This window comes from Pseudomonas sp., from assembly GCF_049300855.1.
Classification (GTDB): Bacteria; Pseudomonadota; Gammaproteobacteria; order Pseudomonadales; family Pseudomonadaceae; genus Aquipseudomonas.
Genome location: NZ_JBAQKH010000026.1, coordinates 177,298 through 191,903 on the forward strand (window position 1 = coordinate 177,298; position 14,606 = coordinate 191,903).

17 protein-coding genes and 1 tRNA gene are annotated in these 14,606 nt (G+C 58.2%); 16 read left to right on the forward strand and 2 right to left on the reverse strand.

Annotated elements, in window-relative coordinates; all coding sequences use genetic code 11:
* Positions 1-47 precede the first annotated feature (47 nt).
* The 16 genes from aspS (at position 48) to nadA (ending at position 13,661) form a co-directional block, all read left to right on the forward strand.
* Entirely contained in the window at positions 48-1,823 is a 1,776-nt protein-coding gene (gene aspS, locus WA225_RS10355) for an aspartate--tRNA ligase (protein WP_016983822.1), read from the forward strand.
* 129 nt (positions 1,824-1,952) lie between these two features.
* The gene (locus tag WA225_RS10360; RefSeq protein ID WP_422607859.1) at positions 1,953-2,699 is read left to right on the forward strand and encodes a YebC/PmpR family DNA-binding transcriptional regulator; all 747 of its coding nucleotides are present in this window, start codon (positions 1,953-1,955) and stop codon (positions 2,697-2,699) included.
* A 156-nt stretch (positions 2,700-2,855) separates the two neighbouring features.
* Positions 2,856-3,383, forward strand: coding sequence for a crossover junction endodeoxyribonuclease RuvC (gene ruvC / locus WA225_RS10365; protein WP_007962095.1), 528 nt, complete (start codon positions 2,856-2,858; stop codon positions 3,381-3,383).
* A gap of 115 nt (positions 3,384-3,498) precedes the next feature.
* On the forward strand, positions 3,499-4,107 hold the full coding sequence (ruvA, locus tag WA225_RS10370; RefSeq protein WP_008080221.1) for a Holliday junction branch migration protein RuvA: 609 nt from the start codon (positions 3,499-3,501) through the stop codon (positions 4,105-4,107).
* Positions 4,108-5,169, forward strand: coding sequence for a Holliday junction branch migration DNA helicase RuvB (gene ruvB / locus WA225_RS10375; RefSeq protein WP_016983825.1), 1,062 nt, complete (start codon positions 4,108-4,110; stop codon positions 5,167-5,169). It begins immediately after the preceding gene.
* A 127-nt stretch (positions 5,170-5,296) separates the two neighbouring features.
* Complete coding sequence (ybgC, locus tag WA225_RS10380) at positions 5,297-5,764, forward strand: tol-pal system-associated acyl-CoA thioesterase (RefSeq protein WP_064119107.1); 468 nt, start codon at positions 5,297-5,299, stop codon at positions 5,762-5,764.
* The gene (gene tolQ / locus WA225_RS10385) at positions 5,754-6,449 is read left to right on the forward strand and encodes a protein TolQ (RefSeq protein WP_008080223.1); all 696 of its coding nucleotides are present in this window, start codon (positions 5,754-5,756) and stop codon (positions 6,447-6,449) included. Before ybgC ends, tolQ begins: the two co-directional genes overlap by 11 nt.
* Before the next feature lie 23 nt (positions 6,450-6,472).
* Positions 6,473-6,925, forward strand: a complete 453-nt coding sequence (gene tolR, locus WA225_RS10390) for a protein TolR (RefSeq protein WP_161806672.1) — start codon at positions 6,473-6,475, stop codon at positions 6,923-6,925.
* Positions 6,925-7,992 (forward strand): cell envelope integrity protein TolA, encoded by a 1,068-nt coding sequence (gene tolA / locus WA225_RS10395; protein ID WP_422607860.1) that lies wholly within the window; start codon positions 6,925-6,927, stop codon positions 7,990-7,992. Before tolR ends, tolA begins: the two co-directional genes overlap by 1 nt.
* A gap of 17 nt (positions 7,993-8,009) precedes the next feature.
* A complete protein-coding gene (gene tolB / locus WA225_RS10400; protein ID WP_172828178.1) occupies positions 8,010-9,290 on the forward strand; it encodes a Tol-Pal system beta propeller repeat protein TolB in 1,281 nt (426 codons plus the stop codon).
* Between the two features lie 52 nt (positions 9,291-9,342).
* Entirely contained in the window at positions 9,343-9,840 is a 498-nt protein-coding gene (gene pal / locus WA225_RS10405; protein ID WP_003178634.1) for a peptidoglycan-associated lipoprotein Pal, read from the forward strand.
* A gap of 6 nt (positions 9,841-9,846) precedes the next feature.
* On the forward strand, positions 9,847-10,686 hold the full coding sequence (gene ybgF, locus WA225_RS10410) for a tol-pal system protein YbgF (RefSeq protein WP_422607861.1): 840 nt from the start codon (positions 9,847-9,849) through the stop codon (positions 10,684-10,686).
* 165 nt (positions 10,687-10,851) lie between these two features.
* Entirely contained in the window at positions 10,852-11,499 is a 648-nt protein-coding gene (gene queE, locus WA225_RS10415) for a 7-carboxy-7-deazaguanine synthase QueE (RefSeq protein WP_159812532.1), read from the forward strand.
* 1 nt (position 11,500) lies between these two features.
* The gene (queC, locus tag WA225_RS10420) at positions 11,501-12,193 is read left to right on the forward strand and encodes a 7-cyano-7-deazaguanine synthase QueC (protein ID WP_422607862.1); all 693 of its coding nucleotides are present in this window, start codon (positions 11,501-11,503) and stop codon (positions 12,191-12,193) included.
* Between the two features lie 62 nt (positions 12,194-12,255).
* A tRNA-Lys gene (locus tag WA225_RS10425) sits at positions 12,256-12,331 on the forward strand.
* Between the two features lie 271 nt (positions 12,332-12,602).
* The gene (gene nadA / locus WA225_RS10430; RefSeq protein ID WP_016773509.1) at positions 12,603-13,661 is read left to right on the forward strand and encodes a quinolinate synthase NadA; all 1,059 of its coding nucleotides are present in this window, start codon (positions 12,603-12,605) and stop codon (positions 13,659-13,661) included.
* Between the two features lie 135 nt (positions 13,662-13,796).
* Here the strand turns inward: nadA and WA225_RS10435 are convergent, their stop codons facing one another.
* Both WA225_RS10435 and WA225_RS10440 read right to left on the reverse strand, forming a co-directional pair.
* Entirely contained in the window at positions 13,797-14,285 is a 489-nt protein-coding gene (locus WA225_RS10435; protein ID WP_422607863.1) for an RDD family protein, read from the reverse strand.
* 97 nt (positions 14,286-14,382) lie between these two features.
* Positions 14,383-14,595, reverse strand: coding sequence for a cold-shock protein (locus tag WA225_RS10440; RefSeq protein ID WP_003237709.1), 213 nt, complete (start codon positions 14,593-14,595; stop codon positions 14,383-14,385).
* Positions 14,596-14,606: the final 11 nt, after the last annotated feature.

Here is a 14,606-nt window from a genome sequence, read left to right on the forward strand (position 1 = left end):
GCCGGGATCTCCACCGAATTTCGAATTACGAGAAGCGAACCACTATCATGATGCGCAGCCACTATTGCGGCCAACTGAACGAAAGCCTGGAAGGTCAGGAAATTACCCTTTGCGGATGGGTTCACCGTCGTCGCGACCACGGCGGGGTGATTTTCCTCGATATCCGTGATCGTGATGGTCTGGCTCAAGTGGTATTCGACCCGGATCGCGCCGAGAGCTTTGCCGCCGCCGACCGTGTGCGCAGCGAATACGTGGTGAAGATCACCGGTAAGGTGCGTCTGCGTCCGGCCGGTGCGACCAACGCCAACATGGCCTCGGGCATGATCGAAGTGCTGGGCTATGAACTGGAAGTACTGAACGAGTCGGAAACCCCGCCGTTCCCGCTGAACGAGTTCTCCGACGTTGGCGAAGAAACCCGTCTGCGCTACCGCTTCCTTGACCTGCGTCGTCCGGAAATGGCCGAGAAGCTGCGTCTGCGTTCGCGCATGACCACCAGCATCCGTCGCTTCCTCGACGAGAACGGCTTCCTCGACGTCGAGACGCCGATCCTGACCCGTGCCACCCCTGAAGGTGCGCGTGACTATCTGGTGCCGAGCCGTACTCACGCCGGTTCGTTCTTCGCCCTGCCGCAATCGCCGCAACTGTTCAAGCAACTGCTGATGGTCGCCGGTTTCGACCGTTACTACCAGATCGCCAAGTGCTTCCGCGACGAAGACCTGCGCGCTGACCGTCAGCCAGAATTCACCCAGATCGACATCGAGACCAGCTTCCTCGATGAAAAAGAGATCATGGGTCTGACCGAAGAAATGATCCGCAACCTGTTCAAGGAAGTGCTGGGTCTGGAATTCGGTGACTTCCCGCACATGACTTTCGAAGAAGCCATGCGCCGTTACGGTTCCGACAAGCCGGACCTGCGCAACCCGCTGGAACTGGTCGACGTTGCCGATCAACTCAAAGAAGTCGATTTCAAAGTGTTCAGCGGCCCGGCCAACGATCCGAAATGCCGTATCGCTGCTCTGCGCGTTCCAGGCGGGGCGAGCATGCCACGCAAGCAGATCGACGATTACACCAAGTTCGTCGGCATCTACGGTGCCAAGGGCCTGGCGTACATCAAGGTCAACGAGCGCGCTGCCGGTGTTGACGGTCTGCAATCGCCGATCGTGAAAAACATCCCGCTGGAAAACCTCAACGCCATCCTCGATCGCGTTGGCGCAGTTGACGGCGACATCGTGTTCTTCGGTGCCGACAAGGCCAAGATCGTCAGCGAAGCCTTGGGCGCACTGCGTATCAAGCTCGGTCACGATCTGAAGCTGCTGACTTGTGAGTGGGCGCCGATGTGGGTCGTCGACTTCCCGATGTTCGAAGAAAACGACGACGGCAGCTTCTCGGCACTGCACCACCCGTTCACCGCGCCGAAGTGCACGCCGCAAGAGCTCGAAGCCAACCCGGCCGGCGCTCTGTCCCGCGCGTACGACATGGTCCTGAACGGCACCGAGCTGGGTGGCGGTTCGATCCGTATCCACCGTAAAGAGATGCAACAGTCGGTATTCCGTCTGCTGGGCATCAACGAAGCGGAACAGGAAGAGAAATTCGGCTTCCTGCTCGACGCGCTGAAGTACGGTGCACCGCCACACGGTGGTCTGGCCTTCGGTCTGGACCGTCTGGTGATGCTGATGACCGGCGCCCAGTCGATCCGTGAAGTGATTGCGTTCCCGAAAACCCAGAGTGCTGCTGACGTCATGACGCAAGCGCCGGGTGTGGTGGATGCGAAGGCATTGCGCGAGCTGCACATTCGTTTGCGCGAAACGCCAAAGGCTGAGTAAGACGGGCCTGAAGGCGCATCTTCGGATGCGCCTTTTTTCTTTCTATAGAGAGCAGGTCGAGATTTTTTTGTTTGCCGGCCGCTGCATGAGCAGGGCGGGCAACGTTTCAAAGAGAATTCGGAGCGAGTTATGGCAGGTCATTCCAAGTGGGCGAACATCAAGCACCGCAAAGAACGTCAGGATGCCAAAAGAGGCAAGATCTTCACCAAGTGGATCCGTGAACTGACCGTTGCGGCCCGTCAGGGCGGCGGTGATCCGGGCTCCAACCCGCGTCTGCGTCTGGCCCTGGACAAGGCGCTGAGCGCGAACATGAGCCGCGACATCATCGACCGTGCCGTTGCGCGTGGCGCCGGTGCGACCGAGGCGGACAACGTTGAAGAGCTGACCTACGAAGGTTACGGCCCGGGTGGCGTGGCGGTGATGGTCGAATGCATGACCGACAACCGCAACCGTACTGCCGCCGCTGTACGCCATGCGTTCAGCAAGTGCGGTGGCAACCTCGGTACCGACGGTTCGGTGGCGTATCTGTTCGAACGCAAAGGCCAGATCAGCTTCGCGCCGGGCGTCGATGAAGACGCACTGACCGAAGCGGCGCTGGAAGCCGATGCCGATGACGTGGTCACTCACGAAGACGGTTCGATCGACGTGTTCACTTCGTTCACCAGTTTCTACGCGGTGCGAAACGCGCTGGAAGCTGCGGGTTTCAAAGGTGATGATGCGGAAATCGTCATGCAGCCAACCACCAGCGCCGAGCTGGATCTGGAAGGTGCGGAAAAGGTGCTCAAGCTGATCGACATGCTTGAGGATCTGGATGACGTGCAGAACGTCTACTCCAACGCGGATATTCCGGAAGACGTGGCCGTTCAGCTCGGTTGATGTAAATAGAAAGGTCGCAGTTTTTGCTGGCTCTACACTTCACCTGTAGGAGCTGCCGAAGGCTGCGATCTTTGTGTTTTTAAAAGATCAAAAGATCGCAGCCTTCGGCAGCTCCTACCTGTACCCTCAGCTTTCGCATCAATTTTTGCAGGCGTTATGACTTTAATTCTTGGTATCGACCCCGGTTCGCGCATTACCGGTTACGGGATTGTTCGCGATACCGGGCGTGGCGGTTGCATTTATGTGGCTTCAGGCTGCATCCGCACCGGTGCGGGTGAGTTGCACGAACGTTTGCAAATCGTTTATCGCGGTGTGCGTGAAATCATTCAGACTTACGGCCCGGTAACCATGGGCATCGAAAAAGTCTTCATGGCGAAAAACGCCGATTCGGCCTTGAAGCTTGGCCAGGCCCGTGGCGCGGCGATTGTCGCCGGTGCCGAAGAGTGCCTGGAAATCGCCGAGTACACGGCCACTCAGGTCAAGCAGGCCGTTGTGGGCACAGGCGCCGCCAATAAAGAACAAGTGCAGATGATGGTCATGCACATGCTCAAGCTCACCAGCAAACCGCAAATCGATGCCTCGGACGCCCTCGCTATCGCCATTTGTCACGCGCATACACGTTCCAGTCTGCTGCCGCACGGCTTGGGAACGGCACGCAGTCGTGGCGGGCGCCTGCGTCTCTGATAGCATCAGCATCAATTTTCCTGAAAGCGGATTTCCTGCGCCTGAGTCGTCGGCCCGAAATCCGCCTTTCGACAGTCGCCAGCCTACGGTTGGCCAACGCTCAAGGATCTGAAACGTGATTGGACGCTTGCGCGGCACCCTGGCTGAGAAACAGCCGCCGCACCTGATTCTGGATGTAAACGGCCTCGGGTATGAGCTGGAAGTGCCCATGACCACCCTTTATCGTCTGCCGTCGGTCGGTGAACCGCTGACCCTGCACACCCATTTGGTCGTACGCGAAGACGCGCAATTACTCTATGGTTTTGCCGGCAAGCGTGAGCGAGACTTTTTTCGCGAGTTGATCCGTCTCAATGGTGTCGGGCCGAAACTGGCCCTGGCCTTGATGTCGAGCCTGGAAGTCGACGAACTGGTCCGCTGCGTACAGTCGCAAGACACCTCGGCGCTGACCAAGGTGCCGGGCGTCGGCAAGAAAACTGCCGAGCGTTTGCTGGTCGAACTCAAAGACCGTTTCAAGGCCTGGGAAACCTCGCCGGCCATGTTCGCGCTGGTACCGAATCAGCCGGACGGCCCGGCGCCGGTCAACACCGCCGAGAACGACGCGGTCAGCGCGCTGATTTCCCTGGGCTACAAGCCGCAGGAAGCGAGCAAGGCGATTACCGCCATCAAGGACAAGAATTTGAGCAGTGAAGACCTGATCCGCCGCGCCCTGAAGGGAATGATTTAAGTGATTGAAGCTGATCGTCTGATCGCCGCCGCGCACAGTCCGCGCGAGCGCGAAGAAGTCCAGGACCGCGCGATTCGTCCGGTCAGTCTGGCCGACTATATTGGCCAGCCGACCGTGCGCGAGCAGATGGAACTGTTCATCCAGGCTGCCCGTGGCCGTAGCGAATCCCTCGACCACACGCTGATCTTCGGCCCGCCGGGTCTGGGTAAAACCACGCTGGCCAACATCATCGCTCAGGAAATGGGCGTGTCGATCAAGAGTACATCCGGCCCGGTGCTGGAGCGCCCGGGTGATCTGGCGGCGCTGCTGACCAATCTTGAACCGCACGATGTGCTGTTCATCGACGAAATCCATCGTCTGTCGCCAATCGTTGAAGAAGTGCTGTACCCGGCGATGGAAGATTTCCAGCTCGACATCATGATCGGCGAAGGGCCGGCAGCGCGTTCGATCAAACTCGATCTGCCGCCGTTCACGCTGGTCGGCGCCACCACCCGCGCCGGCATGCTGACCAATCCCCTGCGTGACCGCTTCGGTATCGTCCAGCGTCTCGAGTTCTACAGCACGGCCGATCTGGCGACGATCGTCAGCCGTTCGGCAGCGATTCTCGGCTTGCCGCTGGATCCGGAAGGTTCGTTCGAGATCGCCCGTCGCGCCCGTGGCACGCCGCGAATCGCCAACCGTCTGCTGCGTCGGGTGCGTGACTTCGCCGAAGTCCGCGCCAAGGGCCACATCACCAAAGCGGTGGCGGACCTGGCGTTGAACCTGCTGGACGTCGACGAGCACGGTTTCGATCATCAGGACCGGCGTCTGCTGTTGACCATGATCGAGAAGTTCGATGGCGGCCCGGTCGGTATCGACAGCCTCGCTGCTGCGATCAGCGAAGAGCGCCACACGATTGAAGATGTGCTGGAGCCGTATCTGATTCAACAGGGTTACATCATGCGCACGCCACGGGGCCGGGTGGTCACGCGGCATGCGTATCTGCACTTCGGTTTAAACATTCCGTCACGAATGGGCGAAATGCCTGTGGCAGACGAGTTTCTCGATGCCGTGGACGACTAATACACATTTGTTGTCGATTTATTCAGGGTTTGTACTGTCAGAGGACGGTACTTTTGCAGTAATGCCCTGAAACCATGAAAAACAGTTGCCTGGCCGGATTGGCAACCTGAGGAGTAAGCACTAGAGTATGCGCGCGCAAAACGGGCTTGAGCCGTTCGCACATCGTTGTCGCGTTTATTACGAGGACACCGATGCGGGCGGCATCGTGTATTACGTTAATTACCTCAAGTTTATGGAACGGGCTCGAACCGAGCGGCTCCGCGAACTGGGCTTTGCCCAATCGCAGCTTGCCGGGGAGGATCTGTTGTTTGTCGTGCATTCCAGCGAAGCGCGTTACCACGCGCCGGCGCGACTGGACGACGAACTGCTGGTAAGCGCTGAAGTAATCGAATTGAACCGTGCCAGCCTGCGCTTTAAACAGCAGGTCAGGCGGGCTACGGATAATGTGCTGCTCTGCGAGGGGCAGTTTTTGGTGGCCTGTGTGCGCACTAACAGTTTGAAACCCCGGGCCCTTCCCGAAGATCTGCGTGCGGCCTTCGCCGACGCGGTCGGCCCGGGTACACACTCAAAGCAGGAGATAAAGCGTGGAAGCTAACGTCGTCGACCATTCCTCCATGTGGAGCCTGGTCAGCAATGCCAGCATCGTGGTGCAGTTGGTAATGTTGACTCTGGTGGCCGCATCGGTGACCTCATGGATCATGATCTTTCAGCGCAGCAACCTGCTGCGTGCCGGTCGACGTGCCCTGGAGAGCTTCGAGGAGCGCTTCTGGTCGGGTATCGATCTGTCCAAGCTGTACCGTCAGGCGGGCAGCAACCCGGACCCGGATTCGGGCGTCGAGCAAATCTTCCGCGCCGGTTTCAAGGAATTCTCCCGTCTGCGTCAGCAGCCAGGTGTCGATCCTGAAGCGGTGATGGAAGGCGTGGCCCGTGCCATGCGCGTAGCCATCTCCCGCGAGGAAGAGAAGCTTGAGCAGAGCCTGCCGTTCCTCGCCACCGTCGGTTCGGTCAGCCCGTACATCGGCCTGTTCGGTACCGTATGGGGCATCATGAACTCCTTCCGCGGTCTGGCCAGCGCCCAGCAAGCCACCCTGGCCACCGTGGCCCCGGGTATCGCCGAGGCCCTGATCGCCACCGCGATCGGCCTGTTCGCGGCGATCCCTGCGGTTATCGCTTACAACCGTTTTGCTGCCCGCAGCGAAACCTTGCTGGGCCGCTACTACACCTTCGCCGATGAATTCCAGGCGATCCTGCACCGCAAAGTGCACACCAGCGAAGAATAAGCAGGTAATTTCCAATGGCTTTAATCGCTCGAGCTCGCAAAAAGCGCAAGCCGGTCGCCGAGATGAACGTGGTGCCTTACATCGACGTGATGTTGGTGCTGCTGGTTATCTTCATGGTGACCGCGCCGATGCTCAATCAGGGCGTGAAAGTTGATCTGCCCAAGGTTTCCAGCGAAGCCTTGCCGCAGGACAACAACACTCAGGTCCTGACCATTTCGATCAAGGCTGACAAGACCTACTACTGGAACCTTGGCAGCGAAGTCGATACCGAGAAGCAACAGGACAGGGCCATGACCCTGCCGCAAATGACCGACGCGGTGACCAAGATCATTCGTGCCGGCACCGAAGGCGGCAAGCGTACCCAGGTCTTCATCCGCGGTGACAAGACCGTCGATTATGGTTCCGTCATGGGCGCCATGGGCGGGTTGCAGAAAGCCGGGGTCGGTAATGTTGGTTTGATTACCGAGGCCCCCTGATGCAGCAACAGCGAGAGCCGTCCGCCTCGGAAAGCTACTTCTGGCCTAGTGTTCTGGCAATTGTCCTGCACGTGCTGGTGTTCGGCATGCTGTTCGTCAGTTTTGCCTTTACACCAGAGCTGCCGCCGGCCAAACCGATTGTCCAGGCGACCCTGTACCAACTGAAATCGAAAAGTCAGGCAACCACCCAGACCAATCAGAAGATTGCGGGTGAGGCGAAGAAATCCGCCGCGCGCCAGACCGAAGTCGAGCAGATGGAACAGAAAAAGGTCGAGCAGGAAGAGATCAAGGCCGCTGCGGAACAAAAGAAAGAAGAAGCGGCTCAAAAAGCCGAGGAAGCCAAGAAGGCCGATGAGACTAAAAAAGCGGATGAAGCTAAAAAGGCCGATGACGCCAAGAAAGCTGACGACGCGAAGAAAGCCGAAGCCAAGAAGGCCGAAGAGAAACAATTGGCTGATATAGCCAAGAAGAAGGCTGAAGAAGAGGCTAAGGAAGAAGCCAAGAAAGAAGCTGCTGAAGAAGCCAAGAAAAAGATCGTCGAAGACGCGAAGAAGAAAGCCGCCGAAGACGCCAAGAAGAAAGCTGAAGCTGAAGAGGCGAAGAAGAAAATCGCCGACGAAGCGAAGAAGAAAGCTGCTGCCGATGCTGCGAAGAAGAAAGCGCAGGATGCGGCACGCAAATCGACCGAAGACAAAAAGGCTCAGGCCTTGGCCGATTTGCTTTCCGACACGCCGCAGCGTCAGCAAGCCTTGGCCGATGAGCAGGGTGACGAAGTTGCGGGCAGTTTCGATGACCTGATTCGTGCTCGTGCTGCAGAAGGTTGGGCGCGTCCACCTTCGGCACGCAAAGGCATGACGGTTGTATTGCAGATCGGCATGTTGCCGGACGGTACGGTGACTTCGGTCAGCGTGTCCAAGTCCAGTGGCGATGGTCCGTTCGATGCGTCGGCAGTGGCGGCAGTCAAGAATATTGGACGTTTGACAGAAATGCAGGGAATGAAGCAGAGCGATTTCGCTCCGTATCGTTCATTCAAGATGACATTCACACCTGAGGATCTAGCCTTGTGAGAAACCTTCTTCGAGGAATGCTGGTCGTGATCTGCTGCATGGCAGGGATCGCGATGGCTGATGAAAAGAACATTCTGGTTACCAGCGGCAGCGATCGGGCTACTCCGATCGCCGTTGTACCGTTCGGTATGCAGGGCGGTGCTGTCCTGCCGGACGACATGGCTGAAATCATTGGTAACGATTTGCGTAACTCGGGCTACTACTCGCCGATTCCAAAGCAAAACATGATCAGCCAGCCAAGCCAGCCGAGCGAAATCATCTTCCGTGACTGGAAGGCGGTAGGTGCTCAGTACATGATGGTCGGCAGCATTGCTCCAGCCGGCGGTCGCCTGCAGGTGCAGTGGGCACTGTTCAACGTGGCCACCGAACAGAAAGTGGCAGATGGCAGTGTTTCCGGTACCACCGAGCAACTGCGCGACATGGCGCACTTCATCTCCGACCAGTCGTTCCAGAAACTGACCGGTATTGAAGGTGCGTTTTCGACTCGCCTGCTGTATGTGACGGCTGAGCGCTTCTCCGAGAAGAACACCCGTTACACCTTGCAGCGTTCTGACTATGACGGTGCCCGCGCCGTGACGCTGCTGCAATCGCGCGAGCCAATTCTGTCGCCGCGTTTCGCACCGGACGGCAAGCGCATTGCCTACGTGTCGTTCGAGCAGAAGCGTCCGCGTATCTTCATGCAGAACATCGACACCGGTCGCCGTGAGCAGATCACCAACTTCGAAGGCCTGAACGGCGCGCCAGCCTGGTCGCCGAATGGCGATCGCCTGGCGTTCGTACTGTCGAAAGACGGTAACCCGGACATCTACGTGATGAACCTGGCTTCGCGCCAGATCACCCGCGTAACCGCAGGGCCAGGCATCAACACCGAACCGTACTGGGGCAAGGATGGTTCGACCATCTACTTCACCTCGGACCGCGGCGGCAAGCCACAGATCTACAAAACCAGCGCCAGTGGCGGCGGTGCCGAGCGTGTGACCTTTATCGGTAACTACAACGCCAACCCGAAACTGTCGGCGGATGAAAAGACTTTGGTGATGATTCATCGTCAGGATGGCTTCACCAATTTCAAGGTGGCAGCTCAGGATCTGCAGCGAGGTAGTGTAAAGATCCTCACTGATAGCACTCTGGACGAGTCACCTACTGTTGCGCCCAACGGCACCATGGTAATCTACGCCACCCGCCAGCAGGGCCGGGGAGTCTTGATGCTCGTGTCCATTAATGGACGCGTTAGGCTCCCGCTTCCTACCGCTCAAGGCGAAGTCAGAGAACCGTCCTGGTCCCCTTACCTGAAGTGAGCGGGCGCTACACGTTTTACTTAACACACTGGGGTTCATTAGGAGTTTCACGATGGAAATGCTGAAGTTTGGTAAATTTGCTGCGCTGGCTCTGGCCATGGCTGTAGCTGTAGGTTGCTCGTCCAAAGGCGGCGACAACGCCGGTGAAGGCGCTGTTGATCCAAACGCTGGTTACGGCGCAAACACTGGTGCCGTTGACGGTTCCCTGAGCGAAGAAGCTGCTCTGCGCGCAATCACCACCTTCTACTTCGAATACGACAGCTCGGACCTGAAGCCAGAAGCCATGCGCGCTCTGGACGTTCACGCCAAAGACCTGAAAGCAAACGGCGCTCGCGTTGTTCTGGAAGGCAACACCGACGAACGTGGTACTCGTGAGTACAACATGGCACTGGGCGAGCGTCGTGCGAAAGCCGTTCAACGCTACCTGGTACTGCAAGGTGTTTCCCCAGCTCAGCTGGAACTGGTTTCCTACGGCGAAGAGCGTCCAGTTGCTACCGGCAACGACGAGCAGTCCTGGGCTCAAAACCGTCGCGTCGAACTGCGTAAGTAATTCGATATGCGAACGTGCCGTCGTGCTGTAACTGTTCTGGCTCTCAGCCTCGCGCCGCTTGCGGCGTGGGCTGCGGTTCCTGTGGTCGATGACAACTCCGGTTATAACAATAGCGGGAGCAGTTATCCGCCTGCAGGTTACGGTACGAACGGCGCCTATGCCGGGGGAGCGGCTTCGGCCCCTGCCTCGGCACAAGGCATGCTGTTCAACCAATTGCAACAGATGCAGGATCAGATTTCGCGCCAGCAAGGCGTGATCGAAGAACTGCAGAATCAGGTTGCGCGCATGAAGCAGGAATCCCTGGAGCGATACCAGGATCTTGATCGGCGCATAGGATCCGGCGGTGCACCTGCCGCGACTCCTGAGAATTCTTCTGCCGGTGGCGACGCAAGTGCTGCTGCCGGTGCTGCTGCTGGCGCCGGGGCTGCTTCTGCTGCCCAGGCGCCGGCCGCAAGCAGCGAACCGGGTGATCCGGCCAAGGAAAAGCTGTATTACGATGCTGCTTTCGACCTGATCAAAGCCAAGGATTTCGACAAGGCCAGCCAGGCTTTTGCCGCTTTCCTGCGCAAATACCCGAACAGCCAATACGCGGGCAACGCCCAGTACTGGTTGGGCGAAGTCAATCTGGCCAAAGGCGATCTGCAAGGTGCAGGTCAGGCTTTCGCCAAGGTTTCGCAGCTGTATCCCAAGCACGCCAAAGTGCCGGATTCGCTGTACAAGCTGGCTGATGTAGAGCGCCGCCTCGGTCATACCGACAAGGTCAAAGGCATTCTGCAGCAGGTGGTGGCCCAATATCCGGGTACCTCCGCTGCTCAGTTGGCTCAACGCGATCTGCAACGCATGTAAGCACGCTTGACCCGTTTGGAAGAAACCCGCGCTTGTCGCGGGTTTTTTCGTTAGAATTCACGCCCTTTTTCTGAACACGCTTCTTGTGGTCTGCGCGTTGGCGGGATTACCTGAAGTGCCTGACGGAGGCGGACAGCCTGTTTAGCTGTTACGCCCGTGGCGACTATGCAAGACACATTGAGAATCACCGAAGTTTTCTACTCGTTGCAGGGGGAAACGCGGACTGCCGGGCTGCCCACGGTTTTTGTGCGCCTGACCGGTTGCCCATTGCGTTGCCAATACTGCGACAGCGCCTATGCGTTCAGCGGCGGCACTGTGCGCAGCCTCGACGACATCCTCGAGCAAGTGGCCGGATTTCGTCCGCGCTATGTCTGCGTCACCGGCGGTGAGCCGCTGGCACAGCCCAATGCCATTCCTTTGCTTAAACAGTTATGTGATGCCGGATACGAGGTCTCGCTGGAAACCAGTGGTGCCCTCGACGTATCGGCGGTCGATCCGCGCGTCAGTCGCGTCGTCGACCTGAAAACGCCGGGTTCGAAAGAGGCCCACCGCAACCGTTACGAGAATATCGAACTGCTGACGCCCAATGATCAGGTGAAGTTTGTCATCTGCTCGCGGGAAGACTACGACTGGGCGGTGTCCAAGCTGATCCAGTACGGTCTTGATCGACGCGCCGGCGAAGTGCTGTTTTCCCCAAGCCACCATGACCTCAATGCTCGCGATCTGGCGGACTGGGTGGTAGCGGACAACTTGCCGGTGCGTCTGCAATTGCAGCTGCATAAATATCTTTGGAATGACGAGCCGGGGCGCTGAGATGAGCGAACAACTGAACACCACTGAAAAACGTGCGGTCATCCTGCTGTCCGGGGGGCTGGACTCGGCGACCGTCGTGGCCATGGCACGCGCCGAAGGCTACCGCTGCTACACCATGAGCTTCGACTACGGTCAGCGCTCGCACGCCGAACTGCACGCCGCTGCCCGCGTCGCCCGCGACTTGGGCGTGGTCGAGCACAAGGTGATTGGCCTCAATCTGAATGGTATGGGCGGCTCGGCGCTGACCGACACCAGCATCGACATCCCCGAAGAGCTGGGTGAAGGCATTCCAGTGACGTACGTGCCGGCGCGTAACACGGTGTTCCTGTCGCTGGCGTTGGGCTGGGCAGAAGTGCTCGGGGCGCGTGACATCTTTATTGGTGTCAACGCTGTGGATTATTCCGGTTACCCTGATTGCCGTCCCGAGTTCATCGAGTCGTTCGAGCGTATGGCCAATCTGGCGACCAAGGCTGGCGTTGAAGGCAATGGCTTCCGCATTCAGGCGCCGTTGCAGAACCTGAGCAAGGCGCAGATCGTCCAGGCCGGCGTTAAGCTCGGCGTTGATTACGGCCTCACCGTTTCCTGCTATCAGGCTGACGATGAAGGCCGCGCGTGCGGCAAATGCGACAGCTGCCGCCTGCGCGCAGAGGGCTTTGCGGTCGCTGGTGTGGACGATCCAACACCTTATTTTTGATTATTTTCAAAAAGGTGTTGAATAGTCCTTAAAAATCAGTATTATACGCGCCACCACACAGCGGGTCGTTAGCTCAGTTGGTAGAGCAGTTGGCTTTTAACCAATTGGTCGTAGGTTCGAATCCCACACGACCCACCATATTTGGCGGTTTAGAAAATCCGGAAGGCCCACGAAAGTGAGGATTTCCGGGTTTTTTTTTGTCTGCAATTCGGCCCCGCGTCGTTTCAGTGGCAGCAGCGCTGACGCAGGACAGAATCATCTTTTGTATCAACGGGATATTCTGTAGCCTTGCGCAGCTTCAATGCTGTCCGTGCCTGATAATACTCACTCTCCCGGCGGTACCCTCAAGCGGTCCGGAGCCGGGTGTATACTCGACTTTCGCGCGAAAGCGCCTGCAGGTCTTGCGAACATGACGCAGATTTCCGAACGCCTTCTGGTCCAGGCCCACCTCGATGCCAAACAGCCCAAACCGCTGACGGCCGAGGAAGAGGCTTATTACCGTTCCGCCATCGCCGCCGAGCTCAAGGCTCAGGACGCGGTGCTGGTGGCCCACTTCTATTGCGACCCGGTGATTCAGGCCCTGGCTGAAGAAACCGGCGGTTGCGTGTCCGACTCCCTGGAGATGGCCCGCTTCGGCAATGCCCACCCAGCCAAGACTGTAGTCGTTGCCGGCGTTAAGTTCATGGGCGAGACCGCGAAGATTCTCAACCCGGAAAAGCGCGTGCTGATGCCGACCCTCGAGGCGACGTGCTCACTGGACCTGGGTTGCCCGGTCGATGAGTTCTCGGCGTTCTGTGATCAGCATCCGGAGCGCACGGTGGTGGTCTACGCCAACACCTCCGCAGCCGTTAAGGCTCGAGCTGATTGGGTCGTAACGTCGAGTTGCGCGCTGGAGATCGTCGAAAGCCTGATGGACAACGGCGAGACCATCATCTGGGGCCCTGACAAGCATCTGGGCACGTACATTCAGCGCAAGACCGGCGCCGACATGCTGCTCTGGGATGGTGCCTGCATCGTTCACGAAGAGTTCAAGTCCAAGCAGCTCGAAGACATGAAGGCGTTGTACCCGGATGCCGCAATTCTGGTGCACCCGGAATCACCGACGTCGGTGATCGAACTGGCGGACGCCGTCGGCTCTACCAGCCAACTGATTGCCGCTGCGCAGTCGTTGCCGAACAAGACCCTGATCGTGGCCACCGACCGTGGCATCTTCTACAAGATGCAGCAGTTGTGCCCGGACAAGGTCTTCATCGAGGCGCCAACCGCCGGTAACGGCGCCGCGTGCCGCAGTTGCGCACATTGCCCGTGGATGGCCATGAACACCCTTGAGCGCACGCTCAAGAGCTTGAAGGAGGGCACGAACGAGATCTTTGTTGATCCGGCGTTGATTCCGCAGGCGATCCGGCCGTTGAAGCGCATGCTCGATTTCACCCAGGCAGCACGGATGAAGCTGGCCGGTAACGCTTAAGCTCAAAAGGCATTTCACAAAAACTGTGGGAGCGAGCTTGCTCGCGAAAGCGCTGTATCAGTCAGCATTGGAATCGACTGATACGACGCCTTCGCGAGCAGGCTCGCTCCCACAGTGGTATGTGGTGTCTGGAAATTATTGGGTCTTCTTCGGGATTCGCACGACGCGCGTATCGGAATAGATGTCATGCCACGTGCGCTTCTGCTTGTCGTACAGCGACCAGAGGAATCCCAGCCCCACGCACAGCCACGACGCGATCGACACCATGAAGCGCAACAGCGCCTGCCACAGGCTGATCGCCGTGCCATTGGCATTCTGCACACGAATGCCCCACACCTGCATGCCCAGTGTCTGCCCGCCATGGGTCCAGAACTTGGCAAAGAACGCGAACAGCACCATCAGCAGCACGGTGGAATAGAGTGGATCGCCATCGAGCTTGCCGGCGTCGGTCATCACCCGCAGACGCTCTTCACCAATGATCGCTGCCTGGATCATTTTGTAAACGAAACCGGTGACGATCAGCAGGGCGGTGCACAGCAGAAAATCATAGAACATCGCTGCCAGGCGACGACCTAGGCCAACGGGAGGAAAGTCCCCTTGGGGCGTGAGCAGGTTTTTCGACATGGCAGCCTCTGGACGCAAAATGAAGCGCCATTTTACGGATTCGCGCGCACAAAAAAGCCCCTGATATCAATATCAGGGGCTTTTTCGTTACAGAAGATTAGCCTTCTGCTTGTACTTCGTCAGCCTGCATGCCTTTCTGGCCTTGCACAGCAACGAAGGTCACTTTCTGGCCTTCTTTCAGGCTTTTGAAGCCGTTGCCCTGAATGGCGCGGAAATGCACGAACAGATCCGGACCGCTTTCTGGAGTGATAAAACCAAAACCTTTCTCGTCGTTAAACCACTTGACGGTACCGCTCTGACGTGTGGACATTTCTTATTTCC

What these genes read in the sequence shown, in the direction of transcription:
- WA225_RS10435 (WP_422607863.1), bottom strand. Translation starts at nt 14,285, where the DNA reads ATGTCGAAAAACCTGCTCACGCCCCAAGGGGACTTTCCTCCCGTTGGC.
- ybgC (WP_064119107.1), top strand. Translation starts at nt 5,297, where the DNA reads ATGCGCGCGCAAAACGGGCTTGAGCCGTTCGCACATCGTTGTCGCGTT.
- aspS (WP_016983822.1), top strand. Translation starts at nt 48, where the DNA reads ATGATGCGCAGCCACTATTGCGGCCAACTGAACGAAAGCCTGGAAGGT.
- pal (WP_003178634.1), top strand. Translation starts at nt 9,343, where the DNA reads ATGGAAATGCTGAAGTTTGGTAAATTTGCTGCGCTGGCTCTGGCCATG.
- WA225_RS10360 (WP_422607859.1), top strand. Translation starts at nt 1,953, where the DNA reads ATGGCAGGTCATTCCAAGTGGGCGAACATCAAGCACCGCAAAGAACGT.
- ybgF (WP_422607861.1), top strand. Translation starts at nt 9,847, where the DNA reads ATGCGAACGTGCCGTCGTGCTGTAACTGTTCTGGCTCTCAGCCTCGCG.
- queC (WP_422607862.1), top strand. Translation starts at nt 11,501, where the DNA reads ATGAGCGAACAACTGAACACCACTGAAAAACGTGCGGTCATCCTGCTG.
- tolA (WP_422607860.1), top strand. Translation starts at nt 6,925, where the DNA reads ATGCAGCAACAGCGAGAGCCGTCCGCCTCGGAAAGCTACTTCTGGCCT.
- nadA (WP_016773509.1), top strand. Translation starts at nt 12,603, where the DNA reads ATGACGCAGATTTCCGAACGCCTTCTGGTCCAGGCCCACCTCGATGCC.
- queE (WP_159812532.1), top strand. Translation starts at nt 10,852, where the DNA reads ATGCAAGACACATTGAGAATCACCGAAGTTTTCTACTCGTTGCAGGGG.
- ruvC (WP_007962095.1), top strand. Translation starts at nt 2,856, where the DNA reads ATGACTTTAATTCTTGGTATCGACCCCGGTTCGCGCATTACCGGTTAC.
- WA225_RS10440 (WP_003237709.1), bottom strand. Translation starts at nt 14,595, where the DNA reads ATGTCCACACGTCAGAGCGGTACCGTCAAGTGGTTTAACGACGAGAAA.
- tolB (WP_172828178.1), top strand. Translation starts at nt 8,010, where the DNA reads ATGCTGGTCGTGATCTGCTGCATGGCAGGGATCGCGATGGCTGATGAA.